The organism is Burkholderia thailandensis E264, assembly GCF_000012365.1.
Classification (GTDB): domain Bacteria; phylum Pseudomonadota; class Gammaproteobacteria; order Burkholderiales; family Burkholderiaceae; genus Burkholderia; species Burkholderia thailandensis.
Window position 1 is genome coordinate 435,105 of record NC_007650.1, and the last position, 17,603, is coordinate 452,707.

Below are 17,603 nucleotides of genomic sequence, written 5' to 3' on the forward strand. Positions count from 1 at the left end.
GCGACAGCGCTACCCTTAAGCAGGGCCGGCGTGTCGCTGCCGACGCCGCCAAAAAAAGTTCCCGGGAAGCCTGCAGTCACGCCTGCCGGACTGTGGCGCCCGTTCGTAACCATCGTTTGAACTCCAGGTACGCAACGATGAAGCGCCGCCGGTAGGGATGAGCGTGCGCGTAATGTCCCTTGGTGAGGACCGCACGACGGTAGATGCGTAACGTGCGATGCACCCGCTCGGAGGCCTGCGGCAACCCGTCGCGTTCGATCAGGAACTCGATGCGTGCGCGCTCGCTCATTCCTGCCTCCCCATCGCCCTCCCGGCCCGGCTTGCGACCATCGTGTTATTGACCCGTCCCCATCTGGCCTAATGACCGTGGGGAAGATAAAGGGTCACTAACACGGAGGCGTTTTCCGCGGCCTCTAGCCAATGTCGTTCCCCGCCCTGAAGAAACAGCATGTCTCCGCGGCGCATCAGTTGCGTTCCCGCATCGGTGCCGAATTTGACGATCCCTTCCAGGCACTGCACGGTTATTTCTCCGGGCACTCGATGCTCGGGGATATGTTTGCCCGCTGGAAGCACGAGCCGAACGACTTCCAGGTGATCCGACCGCATGAGGGTGATGGATTTCGAACCCGGCAATGCGTCACCGAGTGGTCGAACGTCGATCAGCTCCCCCGCTGTCGCCCGCGGCATCGCCATAGCAGCCTCCATACGTCAAATGACGGCACTCAGATCGTCCGGCGCGCAAGCATGGTCCGGATCTCGGAGATTGCCCTGGCCGGGTTCAACCCCTTCGGACAGACATCGGTGCAGTTCAGTATCGTCCGACACCGGAAGAGGCGATACGGATCGTCAAGATTGTCAAGTCGCTCGCCCGTGCCCTCGTCGCGGGAATCGACCAGAAAGCGATAGGCTTGCAGCAGGCCTGCAGGGCCGACATATTTGTCCGGATTCCACCAGTACGAGGGGCACGCGCTGGAACAGCACGCGCACAAAATACACTCATAGAAACCGTCGAGTTGATCGCGCTCCTCGGGCGACTGGCGCCTTTCCCGTTCGGGCGGCGGAGTGTCGTTGATCAGATAGGGCTTGATCGAGTGGTACTGCTTGAAGAACGCGGTCATGTCCACGATCAGGTCGCGAACGACTGGCAACCCGGGCAGCGGACGCAGGACCGTGTGGCGGGGGAGGTCGTTCAGGTTGGTGATGCAGGCAAGCCCGTTCTTGCGGTTGATGTTCATCGCATCCGAACCGCATACGCCTTCGCGACACGAACGCCGAAAGCTCAGCGTTTCGTCCTGTGCCTTGAGGCGGACGAGTACGTCGAGCAACATCCGGTCGCCGGCGGGCACCTCTATCTCGTACGCCTGCATGTACGGTTTGGCGTCCCTGTCCGGATCGTAGCGGAATATTTCAAAGGTTCTGGTGTTACTCACGATGTTCCTCCTTAGTGGAACGGATCTCGTGTCCGGCGCGTGTTGTTTTCCCCTGCACGTCGAGCTGCCCCTTGTCAGTGCAGACCAACCGCATTGCGCAGAGCGACTTGCTCACCGGCATGCCGAATTCATCGTTCACTCCGCCGAGGCGCCGTCGCGAGCGGAGGTTATGCCTGCCACTCAAATTTATAGCACAATGTGATATAAGGGTGGGGCGCTCAAACCCCTAGGTGTCACGCCCGTTCTTGCGTTTGCAGGGATTACATGGCGCTCAACGAGCGCATCGGGAACGGGCCATCCACGGATGGATGAGCCAACGGGCATGTGCGGTGCAGGGGGCGAGAGCTGACGTGCTAGCGTTGCGCGATTCGAACGTCATACCCGGCGTCGTAGAACGCGACGAGGAATTCCTCGGCGAAAAGCCAGGAGTCCACGTCGACCGTGTTCGACTGCACGTCCGTGGAGATCTTTGCATCGGGGTCAACCGAAATGATGGCGTTTGCAATTTTCGGTATGTCTTCGACGCTGAGTTTTTCGAGTGTTCTGAATTTCATGGCCCCACCTGTTCTCTTATGTAACGTGGATGCGTGCAGTGCCGTCGTCGGTGCGCGCCGACATGAAATATCTTAGTGGCGGCGCGCCGGGCGACGAACGTGCGGAGCCGCCGAACGAAGCAGCGCTGCGCGGTGCCATGATCGGCCATCGTCAGCGCCACCATTCGGAAAGCCGCGGCTAATGGCGATGGAGTTGGAGCTGGCGCAACAAATAGTCGCGCAGGACGACCGCCTGATTATGCTCGGTGTCTCGCGCACCATATAAGAGCGTTACGGGCTTTTTCCTGGCGGCGTCCAGAATCGGTTGCCAACTGGCGGGGCTGACATCGAGTTCGTGTTCGTAGCGTTGTCGGAATTCGTCCCAACGTTGAGGGTCGTGCCCGAACCAGTCGCGCAGTTCGTTGCTGGGCGCGACGTCCTTGAGCCAGGCGTCGAGTTTCACCGATTCCTTCTTGACGCCTCGCGGCCAAAGGCGATCGACGAGAAAGTGAACATGTCCGTCATCACCTGCGTGTTCATATACGCGTTGAATCTCGATTGCGTGTTTCACGATCGCGATACTCCCGTGTGGGCCTCTCCCGGAGGAACGCGAAAGTCGGTGCCGACCCAGCGTTGCGATTGAGAGAAATGGAAAGTGAGATCAAGGGCGGAATGACCGGCAACGTCAGCGCTCTCGAATCGGACGCCATGCCAGGTTGTAGCGCTGAGCCGCTGGGCGCACTGGTGCCGCTAGACGCTTGAGAGCAGTTCAATCTGGTGTCCTTGATGTCGTGCCATCAGCAACGCGAGAAATTCGCCATGTGCCTAGATGAGCTGCGTGGCGCTGCGGGTCGGCTTGCCGAGCTCAACGTCCCGCTCGGGGATCGCCGCGGCGTCTCACGCTTGTTTCGGGAGTCGGGCCGCCTACTTCGGTCATCCGTGTCCTCATTTCATAATAGGTCAACGAACCGATTCTCGGCAGGCAGCAGATCGGGATGTGATCGCTCGACCGTCGGCACAGGCCGCAGGCGCCGGGCGCTCGTATCATCGAAATGAAAAACGGCCAGGGGGAGCCCTGGCCGCCGTTCGGTGGTGCAGCCCCAAGGCACACGCCTACGCAAGACGCGCAAGCGGCGTGCCGGGCACGATGCGCGTTGTCGGCTCACTTGCCCTGCGATGGCGTTCTCCTAAGCCTTGCAAGAAGCGAGCTTTCATCCGCGCTGCGGGATTCGTTGATTTTTCTTTGGCGCGCGCCGTGTAAATACAAGCCGAGGGCGGGTAATCGAAACGCATCGACATCGGCGCAATCCGTGAATGTCCGAAGCACCGCCGGCCGCGCCCTGCGTCCGCCCCTTGCCTGAAACGCCGCTCAGCCGGTCAACTATACGACTGGTAAACGCTCGACTGCCCGCCGCGCCGAATCAGCAGCACGTCGTACGGCATGTGGCGCCCGTTGTACGCCGGGCCATCCATTCCCGGCGAGCCGATCGGCATCGCGGGCACGGCGAGCCCGACCGCATTCGGCTTCTCGCGCAAAAGCCGCTTGATCTCGCGAGCGGGCACGTGGCCCTCGAGCGCGTAGCCCTGCACGACGCCCGTGTGGCACGACGCAAAACGTTCCGGCATCCCGACCTTTTGCCGCACGTCGGACGTGTCCTCGACGTTGTGCACGGCCACATCGAAGCCATTGTTCTTCAGATGCGACAGCCAGTCCTCGCAGCATCCGCAAGTGGGCGTTTTCCATACCTGGACGACGGGTTTTGCCACCGTCTTCTGTGCAAACGCGACGACGGGCAGCAGCGCGAGGCCAGCCGCAATCGCGCGTCGCGCGTGTGAAACCGGTTTGTCTTCGGGGCGTTGGGCCATGACGATTTTCGTTCGAGTGAAGGGAGAGGGAATCGATTGCGCCGCTGGTCGTCGCCCGTGCGTATGGCGCCGGACGAGTGGCGGCGGTCGATCGCAATTCGAGATCATTGTAACGAGCCATCGCGCGGATATCGGCTCTCCCGCGCCGGCAGGCGCCCATTGCTGCTGCGGCATTGCGTCACATGTCGATTTGCGCCCGGCCGGATTCCGGGGCCGTTCCATGCCGTCAGCAGGCCGGGCGAACATGAAATCGGTTCGGAGCCGGGTGGTTTATGTCCGCGTCGATCTCGCCGTATTCGCTATTTGATGCGTCAGGCCGATTGTCGATCCGTGACGGATCGCACGATGCGGAGTGGGCAGCGTCTCGGCGATCGATCTTGCGTCGCGCGATTCATCTTTCGACCGCACCCGCATCGTCGCGGCACGAGGCAACGTGCCGATTCTTTGGCGATTGCCTCCGATGCCTGCGGCCGGCAGCCGGCGGATGCCGCGACGAGACTTCGCACGCGTGCCGCGCCGCCCGAATGCCGGCGATGCATTATCCAATCACTTAATTCGGTAATCTAATTTGCACGTAAATGATCGAATTTTGACTTGCCAGTTTCAATGAACTATTTTTAATCCGTTATGCAGCGCAAAAAACAAAGGCCCCGGTGCAGGTCATCAACAACTGAAATAGCCTGTGGAGATAACTATGAAACCAACCGAATTCAAAATTACGGTTTCGGGCGCGGCGTTGGACGGCAAACAAATCGCGCATGCGTCCGCGTGGAATTGACCCTGTAATCCCGGACACAGCTTCACACTAAGGTTGCTGAATCCATCGAGCGCCGGAACTCGCGAGGCGAGCGGTATTTCAGCGCGCTATGGGGATGCTTCTCGTTGTAATGCTCGAACGCGATGGCCAGATTGTGTGCAGCGGTCGCCGCGTCCGGCTTCGGCATGAAGGCGACGTAATCGCGCTTCATGGTTTTCACGAAGCTCTCAGCCATGCCGTTACTTTGCGGGCTGCACACCGGCGTGGTCAACGGCTTCAGGCCTATGTCCATCGCAAACCGGCGCGTGTCGTCGGCCGTGTAGCCCGAACCGTTGTCGCTCAACCACTCGATTTCGGATGGCGTATGCAACGCATTGCCGAAACGATTTTCCACCGCAGCCAGCATCACGTCGCGCACGATGTCGCCGCTATGGCCTGCCGTCGTGGCCGCCCAACTCATCGCCTCGCGGTCACAGCAGTCCAGCGCGAACGTTACGCGCAGCGGCTCGCCGTTGTCGCAGCGAAACTCGAAGCCGTCGGAGCACCATCGCTGATTGCTGCGACCGACAGCCACCTTGCCGTCATGGCGACGTTGCGGCCGAGGTGGAATCGGTCGGCGCTGCATCAGTAGCCCGTGCGTACGCATGACGCGATAGATGCGCTTGGCATTGAACGGCACCAGCCCAACGGCAACACGCTCGTTGCGCAACGTGCCCCAAACCCGGCGATAGCCATAGCTGGGCAAATCGCCGACGACACGGCGGATTTCCTCGACCACGCTCGCATCGTCGGCCTGTCTCGATTGACGGCCATCGCGCCACGTCGCCGGGCGCGACAGTCGTGCCGATACGTTCGAGCGCGACACGCCGAGAACTTCACAAACCAGTTTCACTGGCCGTCCTCCGGCAGCAAGGGCGAGTGCGCTATCCATTTTTTTGCTCGGCCGTACTCGACTGCTTCCCGGAGAATCTCGTTCTCCATGGTCTTTTTGCCGAGCATCCGTTGCAGCTCGCGAATCTGCTTGAGCGCGTCGGCCAGCTCCGATGCCGGAACTACTTCCTCGCCAGCCTTGACTGCTGACAGGCTCCCGTCCTGGTACAGCTTGCGCCAGTGGAACAGCTGGTTCGGGTTCACGCCGTGCTGGCGCGCGACCATCGAAACCGACGTCCCCGGCTCCAAACTCTCGCGAACCATCGCCAGCTTCTGTTCCGCCGTCCAGCGCCGCCGACGCTCCGGGCCCGTCAACACTTCCATCACTTCCTGCCTGGTGTTAGTCAAAAACACAGTCCTATGCCTACCCGTTAGTTTAAGCGGGAGACTGTGTCCGGAGATTCAGGGGGCCGTTCCACCGCGCAACTGAACATCGCGCTGCTCACCGCGCTCGTCGGCGAGAACGCCCCGCAGATCAAGGGGCCCGCGTGGAATGTCGTGCTGCCGAACGGCGGGCGCATCATCGTCGCCGAAGAGGCGGAGCGCCTGCTCAGGGTGGCCGAGCAAGAACGGATCGGGGAATAAGATGACGCCGGCCGGAGGAAGCGCCGCCGGCGCAGTGCCGGTGGATGCGGACCGCGCGTCGCTCGGCACCTGCCCAAGCGCGCCGGCCGAGTCGGCTTCGGCGGTGCTGGGCGCGGTGATGGACAGCGGGACCGTCGCCTATATCAGCCCGAAGATCCCGATCAGCAGTGAATTGCTCGACGGTCTGCGTGCAAATGGCGTGCCGCTCGAAAACCGAGTCCGATTTCTCGGCCCGTGCCTGGGCGGAAAATGCGCGCAGTGGTCCGGGCATCGCTGCGGCCTCGTCGATGCGATCGTGAAGGAACCCGTGGTGCTCGCGCCGCCGGAAGCAGGATTGCCGAAGTGCGGCATTCGAAGCACGTGCAGGTGGTACGCGCAGCATGCGAGCGCCGCCTGCACGCAATGCCCGGTCGTCATTTATGAGCCGCATGCCGGTTAGCGCGCCCGGCGTGACGGTTTCGAGGAAGGCGAGCGCATCGGACGATGCCGCCGAATGCGGCATGCATCGTGCATGGCCGGGCGGAGGGCGGCGCCGACGCGCGTGGCAACGCAACGCGCGCCAAGCCGATTCCGCCCGTAGGTAGCGAAGCTGTCAATCATGCCGCTAGCGGCGCGATGATGCGAGCCGGCGGTGGTCGACGTGCACCGGGGTCCGAACGTCAACCATCATTCGTACGACTGCCTTTCGATATTGCCGATCGCGTGTGATCGAACTGCGTGCCGCCGAGACCGACCGCCGCCGATGGCGTTCATCAAATGTACCGGAAGGCGGCAGGCGCTTTGTCGGATCGACGAAGTGCGCAATGCTCCCAGATCGCGACGCTTCTTCGCCTGCGCGACGCGCGTGCGCTCGTGGTCTTCGCTTCGGCGACGCCCGCATTCGCCGCGGCCGACGCGCACGGCCTGACGCTCAGGGATCGCAAATTCGCGCCGGCGGATTTCACGATTCCTGCCGGCAAGCAAGCCGATGTCTACATCGGTTCGTTGAAGGCGGGCACGTACGAGTTCCACGACGAGCAGCACGAAGCCGAATCGAAAACCGCGTTGACCGTCAAGCAAAGCGCCGCTCAACATGCTTGGCACAGCATCTGGATGGGCAAGCACGGCCGCGAGATGGCGCAGCAACTGTCGCAGGCCGGCCGCTGACACGGCTGGCGATCGTCGCCGGCGATGTCGCGACGAATGCGCCGCAGGTCGTTGCGCGCATTCCGGCCAAGGGCCATCCGAACAAGATGGTGCTGAACGCGGCGCTGTCGCGCCTCTACGTCGCGCCCGACAATGCGGACGTCGTGTCCGTGATCGATACCGCCGCGAGCAAGATCGTGTCGACGGTCGCGCCCGCGAGGCTCGTCACCGAGATGCAGTATCGCGGCGCGTCGCCGAACGGGCTCATGCTGTCCGCCGACGAGCACACGCTGTACGCGACGAACCTCGGTACGAACGATGTCGCGGTGATTTCGCTCGCAGGCGCGTCGCCCGCCGTCACCGGCCTGATTCCGACCGGCTGTTACCCGTCCGACCTCGCGGTTGGCGCAGCGAATGCGTTGTCCGTTGTCTACACGAAGAACATGCCGGGCCCGAACCCGGGCAACTGCATGGACAGTGGCCGCACCGTGCCGTGTCCGGTGAAGAGTACGCCGGTGAAGCTCGTCGAGAATCAGTACATCGAACAACTGAGCAAGAGCAGCCCGATGTGGATGCCGGCACCCGGCGGCAAGACGCTCGATCTGCTGACGACGCAGGTGGCGAACAACAACAGCGTCAACGCGGCGCTCACGCCGAACGATATCACGACGATGGCCGCATTGCGCAAGAAGATCAAGCACGTGATGCTTCAAGGCGGCGGCGTCCGGCCGGCTCGCGAACACGCAACTGCCGATTCCGCCGGGCGACATCAAGACGGCGGCGCTCGATCCGACGCACAGGATGCGCTATTGGGCGCTCGCGACGCGCGGCATGGATTTCTCGGTCGAGGATCGCGTCGATGCAGTCGCGTGCAACAAGGTGCTCTGGAAGGGGCTGATGAGCGGTCGCGCGTATCCGGTGCGCGTCGGCGAGCGTGCCGCGCCGCGCCGGCGCGGCGATGATGACGACGTGAAGGTGTCACAGGCGAAGGGCGCGTTGCGCGGATGACGTGAACGCGGTTCGGCGGCCGGCGGTGCGCCGCGCGCGCTGTCAAGCGGCGCCCGCACGGCGGGTTGCGCGCAATAGGAGAGCGGATCGGCCTTGCGCCGATCCGTTTTGCCTTTCGGATCTCGCGCCGTTCGCGGCGCGGCGACGATGCGCAAGGCTATTCGAAGCGGAACGAGCCGATCTGGCTGAAGGCCAGCGTGCTCGCGTCCGAAGCGTACGGCGTCGGGTCGTGCATGGCGGATCGGAGTCGGTTCGTCGGCGCGAACATGGGGCTCGTGCCGCTCGGCAAAAAATGGGCGCGCGCGGTGAATGCGACGCGCGTCGGCTACCAAGACGCGCGAGGCATGATCCAGAGCCTGATCTGGGAGCCGTATCCGGAGAGCATCGACGCGCCGCTCGCGAGCAATGACCTGATCGGCAAGGCTGTCGCAGCCACGCCGTTCAAGCCGCCGCTGCCGCTGAAGCAGGTCGGCGTCGTGATTCTGGCGAACAAATCGTATCCGCTCAGCGCGGGAGTGGCGGCCGGCTATAAAATCGTCGGCTCGATCGTTCGGGCCGAACGATGAGTCATTCCCTACTCTTTGCGGAACAACAATGAAATTCCGACACGCGCTGTCGAGCGCATTCGTTTTGCTGGGTTGCATCGCCGCGTCGGCGCATGCGAAGACGATCTGCACGGCGATCGCCGATGCGGGCACGGGCAAGCTGCTGTTGCAGGACGGCGATTGCAGCCGCCGCGCGTCGCCCGCGTCGACGTTCAAGATCGCGATCAGCCTGATGGGCTACGACGCAGGCTTCCTGCGCAACGAGCATGACCCGGTGCTGCCGTATCGCGACACTTACATCGCGTGGGGCGGCGAAGCCTGGAAGCAGCCGACCGATCCGACGCGCTGGCTCAAGTATTCGGTCGTGTGGTATTCACAGCAGGTGGCACACCATCTCGGCGCGCAGCGCTTCGCGCGTTATGCGAAGGCGTTCGACTACGGCAATGCGGACGTGTCCGGCGATCCCGGCAAGAACAACGGTCTCGATCGCTCGTGGATCGGCTCGTCGCTGCAGATCTCTCCGCTCGAACAGCTGAGATTCCTGAGCAAGATGCTCAACCGCAAGCTGCCCGTGTCGCCGAACGCCGTCGACATGACGGAGCGAATCGTCGAGGCGACAACGCTTGCCGACGGAACCGTCGTGCATGGCAAAACCGGCGCGGCTTATCCGCTGCTGGCCGACGGCACGCGCGACTGGGCGCATGGATTCGGCTGGTTCGTTGGCTGGATCACGCGCGGCAATCAGACACTGGTGTTCGCGCGTCTCATGCAGGACGAGCGCAAGCAGCCGGTTTCCACCGGCATACGCACGCGCGAGGCATTCCTGCGCGACTTGCCCCGGCTTCTCGCCACCCGCTGACGCGACGGCGGGCATGCTCGCCGTCGAGCCGTTGCGCGCTGTGGGTTCGGTTCGGCGGCGGGGCGGTACTCGTGGACGGCAGAAAGCGGCAGGCATCGCGAGATGGCCTGCCGCACGTTTCATCCGCGCTCACGCGGGACGCAGCCATGGCGCTCAGGACCCGGCATACGGGTTGCAGAACGTCCGCGGGCCGACGCAGCGCTCGTCCTGAGCCGCTTCCGACAGGTTGCCCGACGAGCCAGCCTGCGCATCGCCGCGCGTATCGGCGACCGCGTGCGTCGGTTGCTGCGGCTTGGCCTTGTTCGCGAAGCGCGGTGCGTAGAGCGGCGAGATCTCCGGATATGACGCATCGGTCACGTAGTCGAGCCCGTTGGCTTTCGCTTCGATCAGCTCCTGATAGACCTGAGCGCGTGTTTTCCCGACCGGTGCGTCCGCGAATGCCGCAGGCGAAACGAACGCGGCGGCGAGGGCGACAGTAAGGAATGTGGCTTTCATATGTTCTCCATATCAATGTCGAACCCAGAAGGGGGATTCGATGATTGACATTTTGAACGGCGGGCCCTCCGCCAGCGTGACCTTGTTATGAAGTTTTTGTCATTTTGATGAAAAGGCTGAAATCGAATTTAAAATAATTCGCGAAATGACTCAAGTCGGTTCGAGATGCCAACGCGAATCATGATCCGGCGGCGGGCAATCGCCGCGGTCGGCCACGTGTTCACGAGGAAAACGCAGGAAGAACGTCGTGGAGACGTTCGGCATGCTTTCGACCCAGCAATCGCCGCCGTGCTCGGTCATGATCGAGCGCACGATCGCCAGCCCGAGCCCGGTGCCCGACGCCGAATCGTATCGCGAAGGATCGACGCGGTAGAAGCGATCGAAGATCCGCGGCAGATGCACGCCTTCGAGCCCGCGGCCGGTGTCGGTCACGGCGATCACGACGTCCCGCTCCGACTGCTCGCAGCGGACGACGACCGTCGAGTGATCGGGCGCATGACGGATCGCATTGGACAGCAGATTGCTCAGCGCCCGCTGCACGAGGATCGAATCGCCGCTGAAGCTCGCCTCGCCTTCGACGGCGATCTCGATGCCGCGATCCTCGGCGACCGTCTCGTAGTAGCGGACGAGCCGGTCGGCCATCGCATAGGCGTCGATCGGCTCGATGTCGAGCTTGTTTTGGCGGCCGTCCGCGCGCGCGAGGAACAGCATGTCGTCGACCATCCTCGCGAGACGCTGATACTCCTCGACGCTCGATTCGATCACCTGACGATATTCGTCGACCGATCGCCGCTGCGACAGCGCGACCTGCGCTTCGGCGAGCAGGTTGGTGAGCGGCGTGCGCATGTCGTGCGCGAGATCGGACGAATATTCCTTCAGCCGCGTGAACGAAGCGTTGAGCCGCACGAGCATCCGGTTGAACGACACCGCGAGCTCTCTGAGCTCGCCTGCCATTTCCGTTTCGGCGAGCGGCTGCGCGAGACGGCTGCTCGAGATCTGATCGGCCTGCGCGGCGAAGCGGCGTAGCGGCATGAGCGCGTATGCGGCGATCCAGTAAGCGACGGTTGCCGCGATGGCGGTGCCGACGAGAATGATCGCGACGATGCTGATCGCACACGTGCGCAGCAGCGACTGCTCGCGACGGAAGTCGTACTGAACCGCGACGCGCAGCGCAGAGCCCGGATTGCCGGCGAGGCGCGTGTCGGCGACGAGATAGCGCTTCGCGTTGCGCTTGTCGTCGACGATCGTGGGATCGGGGCCGGGCTTCGCCTGCTGCACGCCGCCGTACGGCACGTACCAGCCGCTTTGCATGTAGGCGGCGCCCTGTGCGTCGTAGATCGCGAAATCGACTTTTTCGTCGCTATGGAACGAGTAGTAGAACTTGGTTCCCTTCTCGCGCAGCTCGGCGATGCTGCGCGCCTCGCCGATGTGCGCGACGACGCCGGCGAGCGTCGTCTCCATCGCGCGTTCCGACGAATACGCGAACGTGCGCGTGAGCGTTTCGTACAACAGCAGCCCGCTGATCGCGAGCAGAACCGACGTGGACAACGCGAACTTGATCGCAAGCCGCGCGCGCATCGTGCGCGGCTTGAGACGGCGCATCATGCGCACGATTCGCACGGCTCGCCCCGCTGCTCGAGAACATATCCCATTCCGCGCACCGTGTGGATCAGCTTGGGCTCGTAGTCCTGATCGACCTTCGCCCGCACGCGCTTGATCGCCGCATCGACGACGTTCGAATCGCTGTCGAAGTTGATGTCCCAGATTTGCGAGGCGATCAGCGAGCGCGGCAGGATCTCGCCCTGCCGGCGCATCAGCAGCCACAGCAGCAGGAATTCCTTCGAGGTGAGCAGAATCGTGCTGCCCTGGCGGCGCGCCTTGCGCTGGACGAGATCGAGCTCGAGATTCGCGACGCGCAGCACCGGCGCGTCGCTTGATTGCCCGCGGCGGAGCAGCGAGCGCACGCGTGCGAGCAACTCGGCGAAATCGAACGGCTTCGCGAGATAGTCGTCGCCGCCGAGTTCGAGGCCTTTCACGCGATCGTCGACGTGATCGCGCGCGGTGAGGAACAGCACCGGCGTGCGATGCGTTCTGCGCAGCTCGCGCACCACCGTCCATCCGTCGCAGCCGGGCAGCATCACGTCGAGGATCGCGAGATCGTAGTTCTCCGTCTGCAACTGGTGCAGACCGCTGATGCCGTCCTGTGTCCAGTCGCAGACGAAACCCGCCTCCGTAAGCCCACGCTTCAAATACATGCCCGTCTTCGGCTCGTCTTCTACGATCAGGACCTTCATTTCAAACTCATTAAGAACACGTTAAGTTTTCTTTGAGAATGCGTGTCGTTCACAGTTCAACATTTCGGTGTCCATGATTAAACGTCTGATTCGAAATTCGTTCTTTGCCGGTGAATGCCGCGATAAAACGTCGCATCCGAGAACCAATGGACGGCACGAACGTGCAACGCGTGGAAGCGGACGCGCGCGAGCGATGAAGCATGAGACGAGCGCCCGTGTCGATCGAACATGACAAGAATGTCATGCGGTCGCGACGACAATCGATCCGATGCGTCGATGCCGATGTGCCGTCTCGCGACGTGAGGGAGCGAAAACGAGAATCGCGGCCGCGATCGGGAAAATCGAAGAAATGCGATGTGCATGTACGCGATGAAAAGTCTCGATCGTCACGAGCGGCGCATGCGATTGATCGGCGATAGCCCTTGTAAAGCGTGGGGATATTCGGCTTGAAATAGCTTGTTGCGCCGCACGAGCCGATTTGATTTGCCGCGAGACACCATCGATTGGTGATTTCCGCTTCGAATGAAGCGTCAACCGTTGACGAAACCTCATGAGAATGCCGGCCTGCGAGGGAATGTGCGCGTGTGGCCGGTGCGCGATGGGCGCAAGCGCGAGACGGCAGACGCATCGCGCGCGGAACGTGTGAAGAAAAGCCGTTCCGTCGTGCACGATTCGGCACCCGAAAATCTCTCGCCGATGCGTATTCAGGCGGCGATTTTTTGCGCAATCGCCATTTTCTTCTACGAAATCGGACACGTGGAGAAACGGCCCGCCGCGAAGCGGATGTCCGCACTCGGCATGGCGCGCGATTGCGCCCGCAAGCGGAAAGCGATTCTCCGCCGGTAATTGGAGTGAAACATTTTTTGGTATCGACTAAAAATGTTTGACACGCGGATTTCAGCGAGATAAGTTTTATGCAAGCTTCTGGAAAGAAACGAGACCGGGCGGCGCGGCGCGCCGTATCGCGGACAGGCGGGCGATTCGCGCCGACAATGGCCGGCGCCGGCGGGTTCGCCGATCCGGCGTGTGGCGCACCGTTCGTCATCTCGTGTCGATATCGAGGAACAAGAATGTAATCCGAGTTCGCCGTCGTCGAACGGCACGGCGAATGCTTGATGCGGGCCTGACGAGTCGCAAAGACGTACCGATAAATACAAACGCGGCAAAAGAACCTGAGAGGGTGGGGCAGACGTAACGGGGCACCGTTGCGCGCGTTCCCATGACGCAGATCTGACGGAAGACGAACCGTCCGGCTCGCGCAGCCGGACGGTTCGGTCGACCGCAACCGGTTTGTCGGCAACACGCCGTCCGGTCGCGTGCCGTCGGCCGCATCGGCGCGGTGCGTCTTTTCTTGCCGGCGGCGCAGCGAAGCAAGCGGCTGCAGCACGACACCGTCGCCTCATTCCGTTCAATTCCGTTTGGGGGAGCATGGGCATGTCAATGTCAATATTGATTCGTACTGCTTCTATTGGGATGGTCGCGCTGTGCGCCGCGCTGGCCGGTCCCGCTTCGGTCGCGCGAGCGGAAACCGCAGTTGCGCCTCGGGTTCCGGGGCCGGCCGATGCGGTCGATCAGATGATCGTCAAGCTGCGCGCCGCGAAGACGTCGCCCGACGCGATGGCCGCGAAGACCGCGCACGCCGACGTTCAGGCGGTGATCGATCGCGTGCTCGCCGCACGCAAGGCGCGCGCGGCGGGGCGCGCATTCGGCTCGGCCGCCGCATCCGCGCCCGGCAATCCGGGCGATCCGGCCGCGGGCATTCGCATCAAGCGCGACATGTCGGGCGGCGCGACCGTGCTGTCGTTGCAACGTCGCGTGTCGCTCGCGCAAGCCGAGGGGCTCGCACGCGATTTCGCGGCGGACGGCGCGATCGAATATGCGGAGCCCGATGCGTGGATGCATCCGTTCGCCGTGCCGAACGACACGCGCTATTCCGAGCAGTGGGGCTACTTCAATCCGACAGCCGGCGCGAACCTGCCGAGCGCATGGGATCGCACGACCGGCTCCGCACGAATCGTCGTCGGCGTCATCGATACCGGCTACCGCCCGCATGCGGATCTCGCCGCCAACCTGCTGCCCGGCTACGACTTCATCTCCGATGTTCCGACCGCGAACGACGGCAACGGCCGCGACGGCGATGCATCGGACCCCGGCGACTGGGTCACCGCGCAGGAAGACGGCGATCCGAGCGGCCCGTTCTACGGCTGCGGCGCGAGCAACAGCTCGTGGCACGGCACGCACGTCGCGGGCACGATCGGCGCGGTGACGAACAACGGCGCCGGCGTTGCAGGCATCTCGTGGGCCGGCAAGGTGCTGCCCGTGCGCGTGCTCGGCAAGTGCGGCGGCATGCTGAGCGACATCGTCGACGGCATGCGCTGGGCGGCGGGCCTGCCGGTGCCGGGTGCGCCGTCGAATCCGAATCCGGCGAAGGTGTTGAACCTGAGCCTCGGCGGATACGGCCGCACGTGCAGCTCGACGTACCAGAACGCGATCAACGAGATCACGTCGCGCGGCGCGAACGTCGTCGTGGCGGCAGGCAACGACGGCGGCCCGGTGTCGACGACGCAGCCGGCGAATTGTCAGGGCGTGATCGCGGTCGGCGCGATCGACAGCAAGGGCGCGCGCGCGAGCTTCAGCAATTACGGCGCCGCCGTGAAGATCGCCGCGCCGGGCGTCGGCATTCTGTCGACGCTCAATGCAGGCAAGACGTCGCCGGGCGCGGACGGCTTCGCGAGCTACAACGGCACGAGCATGGCGACGCCGCACGTCGCGGGCACGATCGCGCTGATGCTCGCGGTCAATTCGGCATTGTCGCCCTCGCAGGTCTTGCAGCGGCTGCAATCGAGCGCGCGCCCGTTCCCGAGCGGATCGAACTGCTCGACGAGCACTTGCGGCGCGGGGCTGCTCGACGCGGGCAACGCGGTCGACGCCGCCGCGCAGTGAGCGAACGCGGGCGTTGCGGCAGGGAGGTTTGGCGTTCGCGCGCCGATGTCCGTCATGCGGGATGCGGCCATTGGCGCGGCGAATCGATGTGCAACGCGCTTTCCTGCGCAACGCCCGCATCGCGACGCCGCCGGCGCGGCACGGCCGGCGGCGTCGAAGCGTCGCGTCGCGGATGCGCCCGGCTTCCTCGGGCGACGATGCGCGCGATGCGGCCGGCAGCGTCCGCCGGCATGTTCAACACGACGCCATCCCGCACGGGATGACCGTTTACAGACGATCATCGAAACAAGGACAACAATGAGATTTCATCGAACCGAACCGCGTCGCGCCTGGATTGCCGTGCTCGCCGCCGCCGCGACGCTTGCCGCCTGCGGCGGCGACGACGGCGCGGGCGTCCCGGGCGCATCCGCGCTCGCTCAGGTCCAGCAGGAGGGGGCCGCGCCGTCCGCGGCCGGCGCGCAGCAGCTCGCCGAACGCTTCTCGCCGTCCGGCGTGCCGTATGCCGCCCTGTCGAGCGGCGGCCGCTATCGGCCCGTGATCCAGAACGGGCAGGTGCAGCCGTCGCTGTCGGGCGGCACGATCTCCGAGGAGGCGTGGGTCGAGACGCCCGTCGATTCCGACGGCGACGGCGCGAAGGACCGGATTCACGTGCGCATCGTGCGTCCGTCCGAAACCGCGTCGGGCGCGCGCACGCCCGTCATCGTGCTCGCGAGCCCTTACTACAACGGGCTCGCCGACAGCCCGAATCACAACGTCGACGTCGAGCTCGACGGCACGCCGCATCCGAGCGCTTCGGTCTCCGCGCGAATCATGGCCGCCGCGCCGCAGACGCGGATTCTGCAGCAGCTCGACGCGGCCGCAGCGGGGCGTTCGTGGATCGAAGGCTATTTCGTGCCGCGCGGCTTCACGGTCGTGTACGCGGATTCGCTCGGCACGGCCGGCTCGGACGGCTGCCCGACGATCCTGACGCGCGACGAATCGGTTGCGATGGCGTCGGTGATCCGCTGGCTCGGGCGCGGCGCGGCCGCGAAGGACGCGAACGGCAAGCCGATCGTCGCGACCTGGTCGACCGGGCACGTCGGCATGTACGGCGTATCGTACGACGGCACGCTGCCGAAGATGGTCGCGAGCCTGCGCACGCGCGGGCTCGACGCGATCGTGCCGGTTGCCGGGCTGACGGACATGTACGGCTACTACCGGTCGGGCGGGCTCGTGCGCGCGCCCGACGGCTATCAGGGCGAGGACGTCGACGTCTACATCAAGGCGCTGCTGACGAACCCGCATCCGGAGCGCTGCACGCATCTGATCGACGAGGCGCTGCAGAAGGAAGATCGCAAGACGGGCAACTACTCGGCGTTCTGGGCGGCGCGCGAGATTCCGAGTGCGCTCGCGGTCGCGCCCGCGCTCGTCGCGCAGGGGCTCGCGGACGACAACGTCAGGACCGATCAGTCGACGTCGTGGTATCTCGCCATGCGGCGTCAGGGCGTGCCCGCGCAATTGTGGCTGCACCGCGCGCGCCATACCGATCCGACTCGCGTGCCCGCGATGGCGGATGCGTGGACCGAGCAGGTGAACCGCTGGTTCACGCGCTATCTGCTCGGCTTCGACAACGGCGTCGAGCGCAGCCCGGGCTCGGTGATCGAGCAGGCGGACGGCACGCTGCTGAAGGAGGCGAGCTGGCCCGCGCGCGGCGCATCGTCCGTCACGTATTTCGCGGGCGGCGACGGCGCGAGCACCGGCACGCTGCTGACCCAGCCGTCGGGCGGGCCGCTCGCGAAGTTCACCGACGATGCGCGCATCCTGGCGCTTACGTTGGCGAACGCGAATACGGGCGAGCATCGCAGCCGCTTCGAGACGGCGCCCGTCGCGAGCGCGACGCGGATCTCCGGCACCGCGACCGCGCGCGTGCGCCTGACGTTCTCGGCGACCGCAAACGTGACCGCGCTGCTGATCGATCGCGCGCCGGACGGCAGCGCAACGATCGTCACCCGCGCATGGACAGACCCGCGCAACCGTCTGTCGAACTGGTTCTCGGAGCCTGTACTGCCGGGCATGCCGTACGATCTGCGCCTGACGTTCATGCCTCGCGACTACCGGCTCGAAGCCGACCACCGGCTCGGGCTCGTCGTGCTGTCGAGCGACAACGAGGCGACGCTGCGGCCCACCCCCGGCAGCGAGCTCACGCTCGATCCGGCCGGGACCAGCGTGACGCTGCCGCTGCTTCCGGCCTGAC

General features: G+C 64.2%; 18 protein-coding genes and 2 pseudogenes. 10 read left to right on the forward strand and 10 right to left on the reverse strand.

The features are described from left to right. Positions 1–76 precede the first annotated feature (76 nt). From BTH_RS01860 to BTH_RS01875, 4 genes are all read right to left on the reverse strand, one after another. Positions 77–289: a hypothetical protein gene (locus tag BTH_RS01860; RefSeq protein WP_009895196.1), complete on the reverse strand. Its 213-nt coding sequence runs from the start codon at positions 287–289 to the stop codon at positions 77–79. 68 nt (positions 290–357) lie between these two features. Next, complete coding sequence (locus BTH_RS01865) at positions 358–705, reverse strand: cupin domain-containing protein (RefSeq protein ID WP_009895198.1); 348 nt, start codon at positions 703–705, stop codon at positions 358–360. A 17-nt stretch (positions 706–722) separates the two neighbouring features. Continuing rightward, positions 723–1,430, reverse strand: a complete 708-nt coding sequence (locus tag BTH_RS01870; protein ID WP_009895199.1) for a succinate dehydrogenase iron-sulfur subunit — start codon at positions 1,428–1,430, stop codon at positions 723–725. 353 nt (positions 1,431–1,783) lie between these two features. Then, entirely contained in the window at positions 1,784–1,984 is a 201-nt protein-coding gene (locus BTH_RS01875) for a hypothetical protein (RefSeq protein WP_009895200.1), read from the reverse strand. A 38-nt stretch (positions 1,985–2,022) separates the two neighbouring features. Here BTH_RS01875 and BTH_RS34215 point away from each other — a divergent pair, with 38 nt between their 5' ends. Next, positions 2,023–2,166 (forward strand): hypothetical protein, encoded by a 144-nt coding sequence (locus BTH_RS34215; protein WP_009907195.1) that lies wholly within the window; start codon positions 2,023–2,025, stop codon positions 2,164–2,166. On the opposite strand, the gene BTH_RS29435 is transcribed toward BTH_RS34215, so the two are convergent. From BTH_RS29435 to BTH_RS01895, 3 genes are all read right to left on the reverse strand, one after another. Next, entirely contained in the window at positions 2,163–2,534 is a 372-nt protein-coding gene (locus BTH_RS29435) for a DUF488 domain-containing protein (RefSeq protein WP_009895203.1), read from the reverse strand. The two genes, BTH_RS34215 and BTH_RS29435, sit on opposite strands and share 4 nt — an antisense overlap. A gap of 806 nt (positions 2,535–3,340) precedes the next feature. After that, on the reverse strand, positions 3,341–3,829 hold the full coding sequence (locus tag BTH_RS01885) for a DUF411 domain-containing protein (protein WP_009895207.1): 489 nt from the start codon (positions 3,827–3,829) through the stop codon (positions 3,341–3,343). A gap of 800 nt (positions 3,830–4,629) precedes the next feature. After that, positions 4,630–5,840, reverse strand: a protein-coding gene (locus BTH_RS01895) for an IS3-like element ISButh2 family transposase (protein WP_085952878.1) whose coding sequence is annotated in 2 segments (ribosomal slippage) — positions 4,630–5,525 and positions 5,525–5,840 — 1,212 coding nt in all. Because the reading frame shifts where the segments join, the coding sequence is not laid out codon by codon here. A gap of 66 nt (positions 5,841–5,906) precedes the next feature. On the opposite strand from BTH_RS01895, the gene BTH_RS01905 reads away from it, so the two are divergent. From BTH_RS01905 to blaOXA, 6 genes and pseudogenes are all read left to right on the forward strand, one after another. After that, positions 5,907–6,101 carry a hypothetical protein gene (locus BTH_RS01905; protein WP_009895209.1) on the forward strand — a complete coding sequence of 65 codons (195 nt, stop codon included), beginning with the start codon at positions 5,907–5,909 and terminating at the stop codon, positions 6,099–6,101. A gap of 1 nt (position 6,102) precedes the next feature. Beyond that, entirely contained in the window at positions 6,103–6,540 is a 438-nt protein-coding gene (locus BTH_RS01910) for a hypothetical protein (RefSeq protein ID WP_009907198.1), read from the forward strand. A gap of 374 nt (positions 6,541–6,914) precedes the next feature. Continuing rightward, a pseudogene (locus BTH_RS34900) lies at positions 6,915–7,157 on the forward strand (hypothetical protein); the annotation flags it as partial. 101 nt (positions 7,158–7,258) lie between these two features. Next, positions 7,259–7,933 (forward strand): annotated as a pseudogene (locus tag BTH_RS34745) (YncE family protein); the annotation flags it as partial. Positions 7,934–8,299: 366 nt separating this feature from the next. Further along, positions 8,300–8,800 carry a hypothetical protein gene (locus BTH_RS01925; RefSeq protein ID WP_009895220.1) on the forward strand — a complete coding sequence of 167 codons (501 nt, stop codon included), beginning with the start codon at positions 8,300–8,302 and terminating at the stop codon, positions 8,798–8,800. A gap of 28 nt (positions 8,801–8,828) precedes the next feature. Continuing rightward, positions 8,829–9,638 carry an OXA-42 family class D beta-lactamase gene (gene blaOXA, locus BTH_RS01930; protein WP_009895222.1) on the forward strand — a complete coding sequence of 270 codons (810 nt, stop codon included), beginning with the start codon at positions 8,829–8,831 and terminating at the stop codon, positions 9,636–9,638. A gap of 153 nt (positions 9,639–9,791) precedes the next feature. Here blaOXA and BTH_RS01935 read toward each other — a convergent pair whose 3' ends face one another. From BTH_RS01935 to BTH_RS01945, 3 genes are all read right to left on the reverse strand, one after another. Then, complete coding sequence (locus tag BTH_RS01935; protein ID WP_009895223.1) at positions 9,792–10,133, reverse strand: BPSS1996 family virulence factor; 342 nt, start codon at positions 10,131–10,133, stop codon at positions 9,792–9,794. Positions 10,134–10,283: 150 nt separating this feature from the next. Then, positions 10,284–11,738, reverse strand: coding sequence for a heavy metal sensor histidine kinase (locus BTH_RS01940; RefSeq protein WP_025370093.1), 1,455 nt, complete (start codon positions 11,736–11,738; stop codon positions 10,284–10,286). Next, on the reverse strand, positions 11,735–12,427 hold the full coding sequence (locus tag BTH_RS01945) for a heavy metal response regulator transcription factor (RefSeq protein ID WP_009895231.1): 693 nt from the start codon (positions 12,425–12,427) through the stop codon (positions 11,735–11,737). Before BTH_RS01945 ends, BTH_RS01940 begins: the two co-directional genes overlap by 4 nt. Positions 12,428–12,964: 537 nt before the next feature. Between BTH_RS01945 and BTH_RS01950 the strand changes: the two genes are divergently transcribed. The 3 genes from BTH_RS01950 to BTH_RS01965 all read left to right on the forward strand — a co-directional run bounded on the left by BTH_RS01950 (position 12,965) and on the right by BTH_RS01965 (position 17,602). After that, positions 12,965–13,273 (forward strand): hypothetical protein, encoded by a 309-nt coding sequence (locus BTH_RS01950; protein WP_223297091.1) that lies wholly within the window; start codon positions 12,965–12,967, stop codon positions 13,271–13,273. Between the two features lie 588 nt (positions 13,274–13,861). Continuing rightward, entirely contained in the window at positions 13,862–15,370 is a 1,509-nt protein-coding gene (locus BTH_RS01955) for a S8 family peptidase (RefSeq protein WP_011400890.1), read from the forward strand. Positions 15,371–15,667: 297 nt separating this feature from the next. Beyond that, on the forward strand, positions 15,668–17,602 hold the full coding sequence (locus tag BTH_RS01965; RefSeq protein WP_009895240.1) for a Xaa-Pro dipeptidyl-peptidase: 1,935 nt from the start codon (positions 15,668–15,670) through the stop codon (positions 17,600–17,602). The last annotated feature ends 1 nt before the right edge of the window (position 17,603 follow it).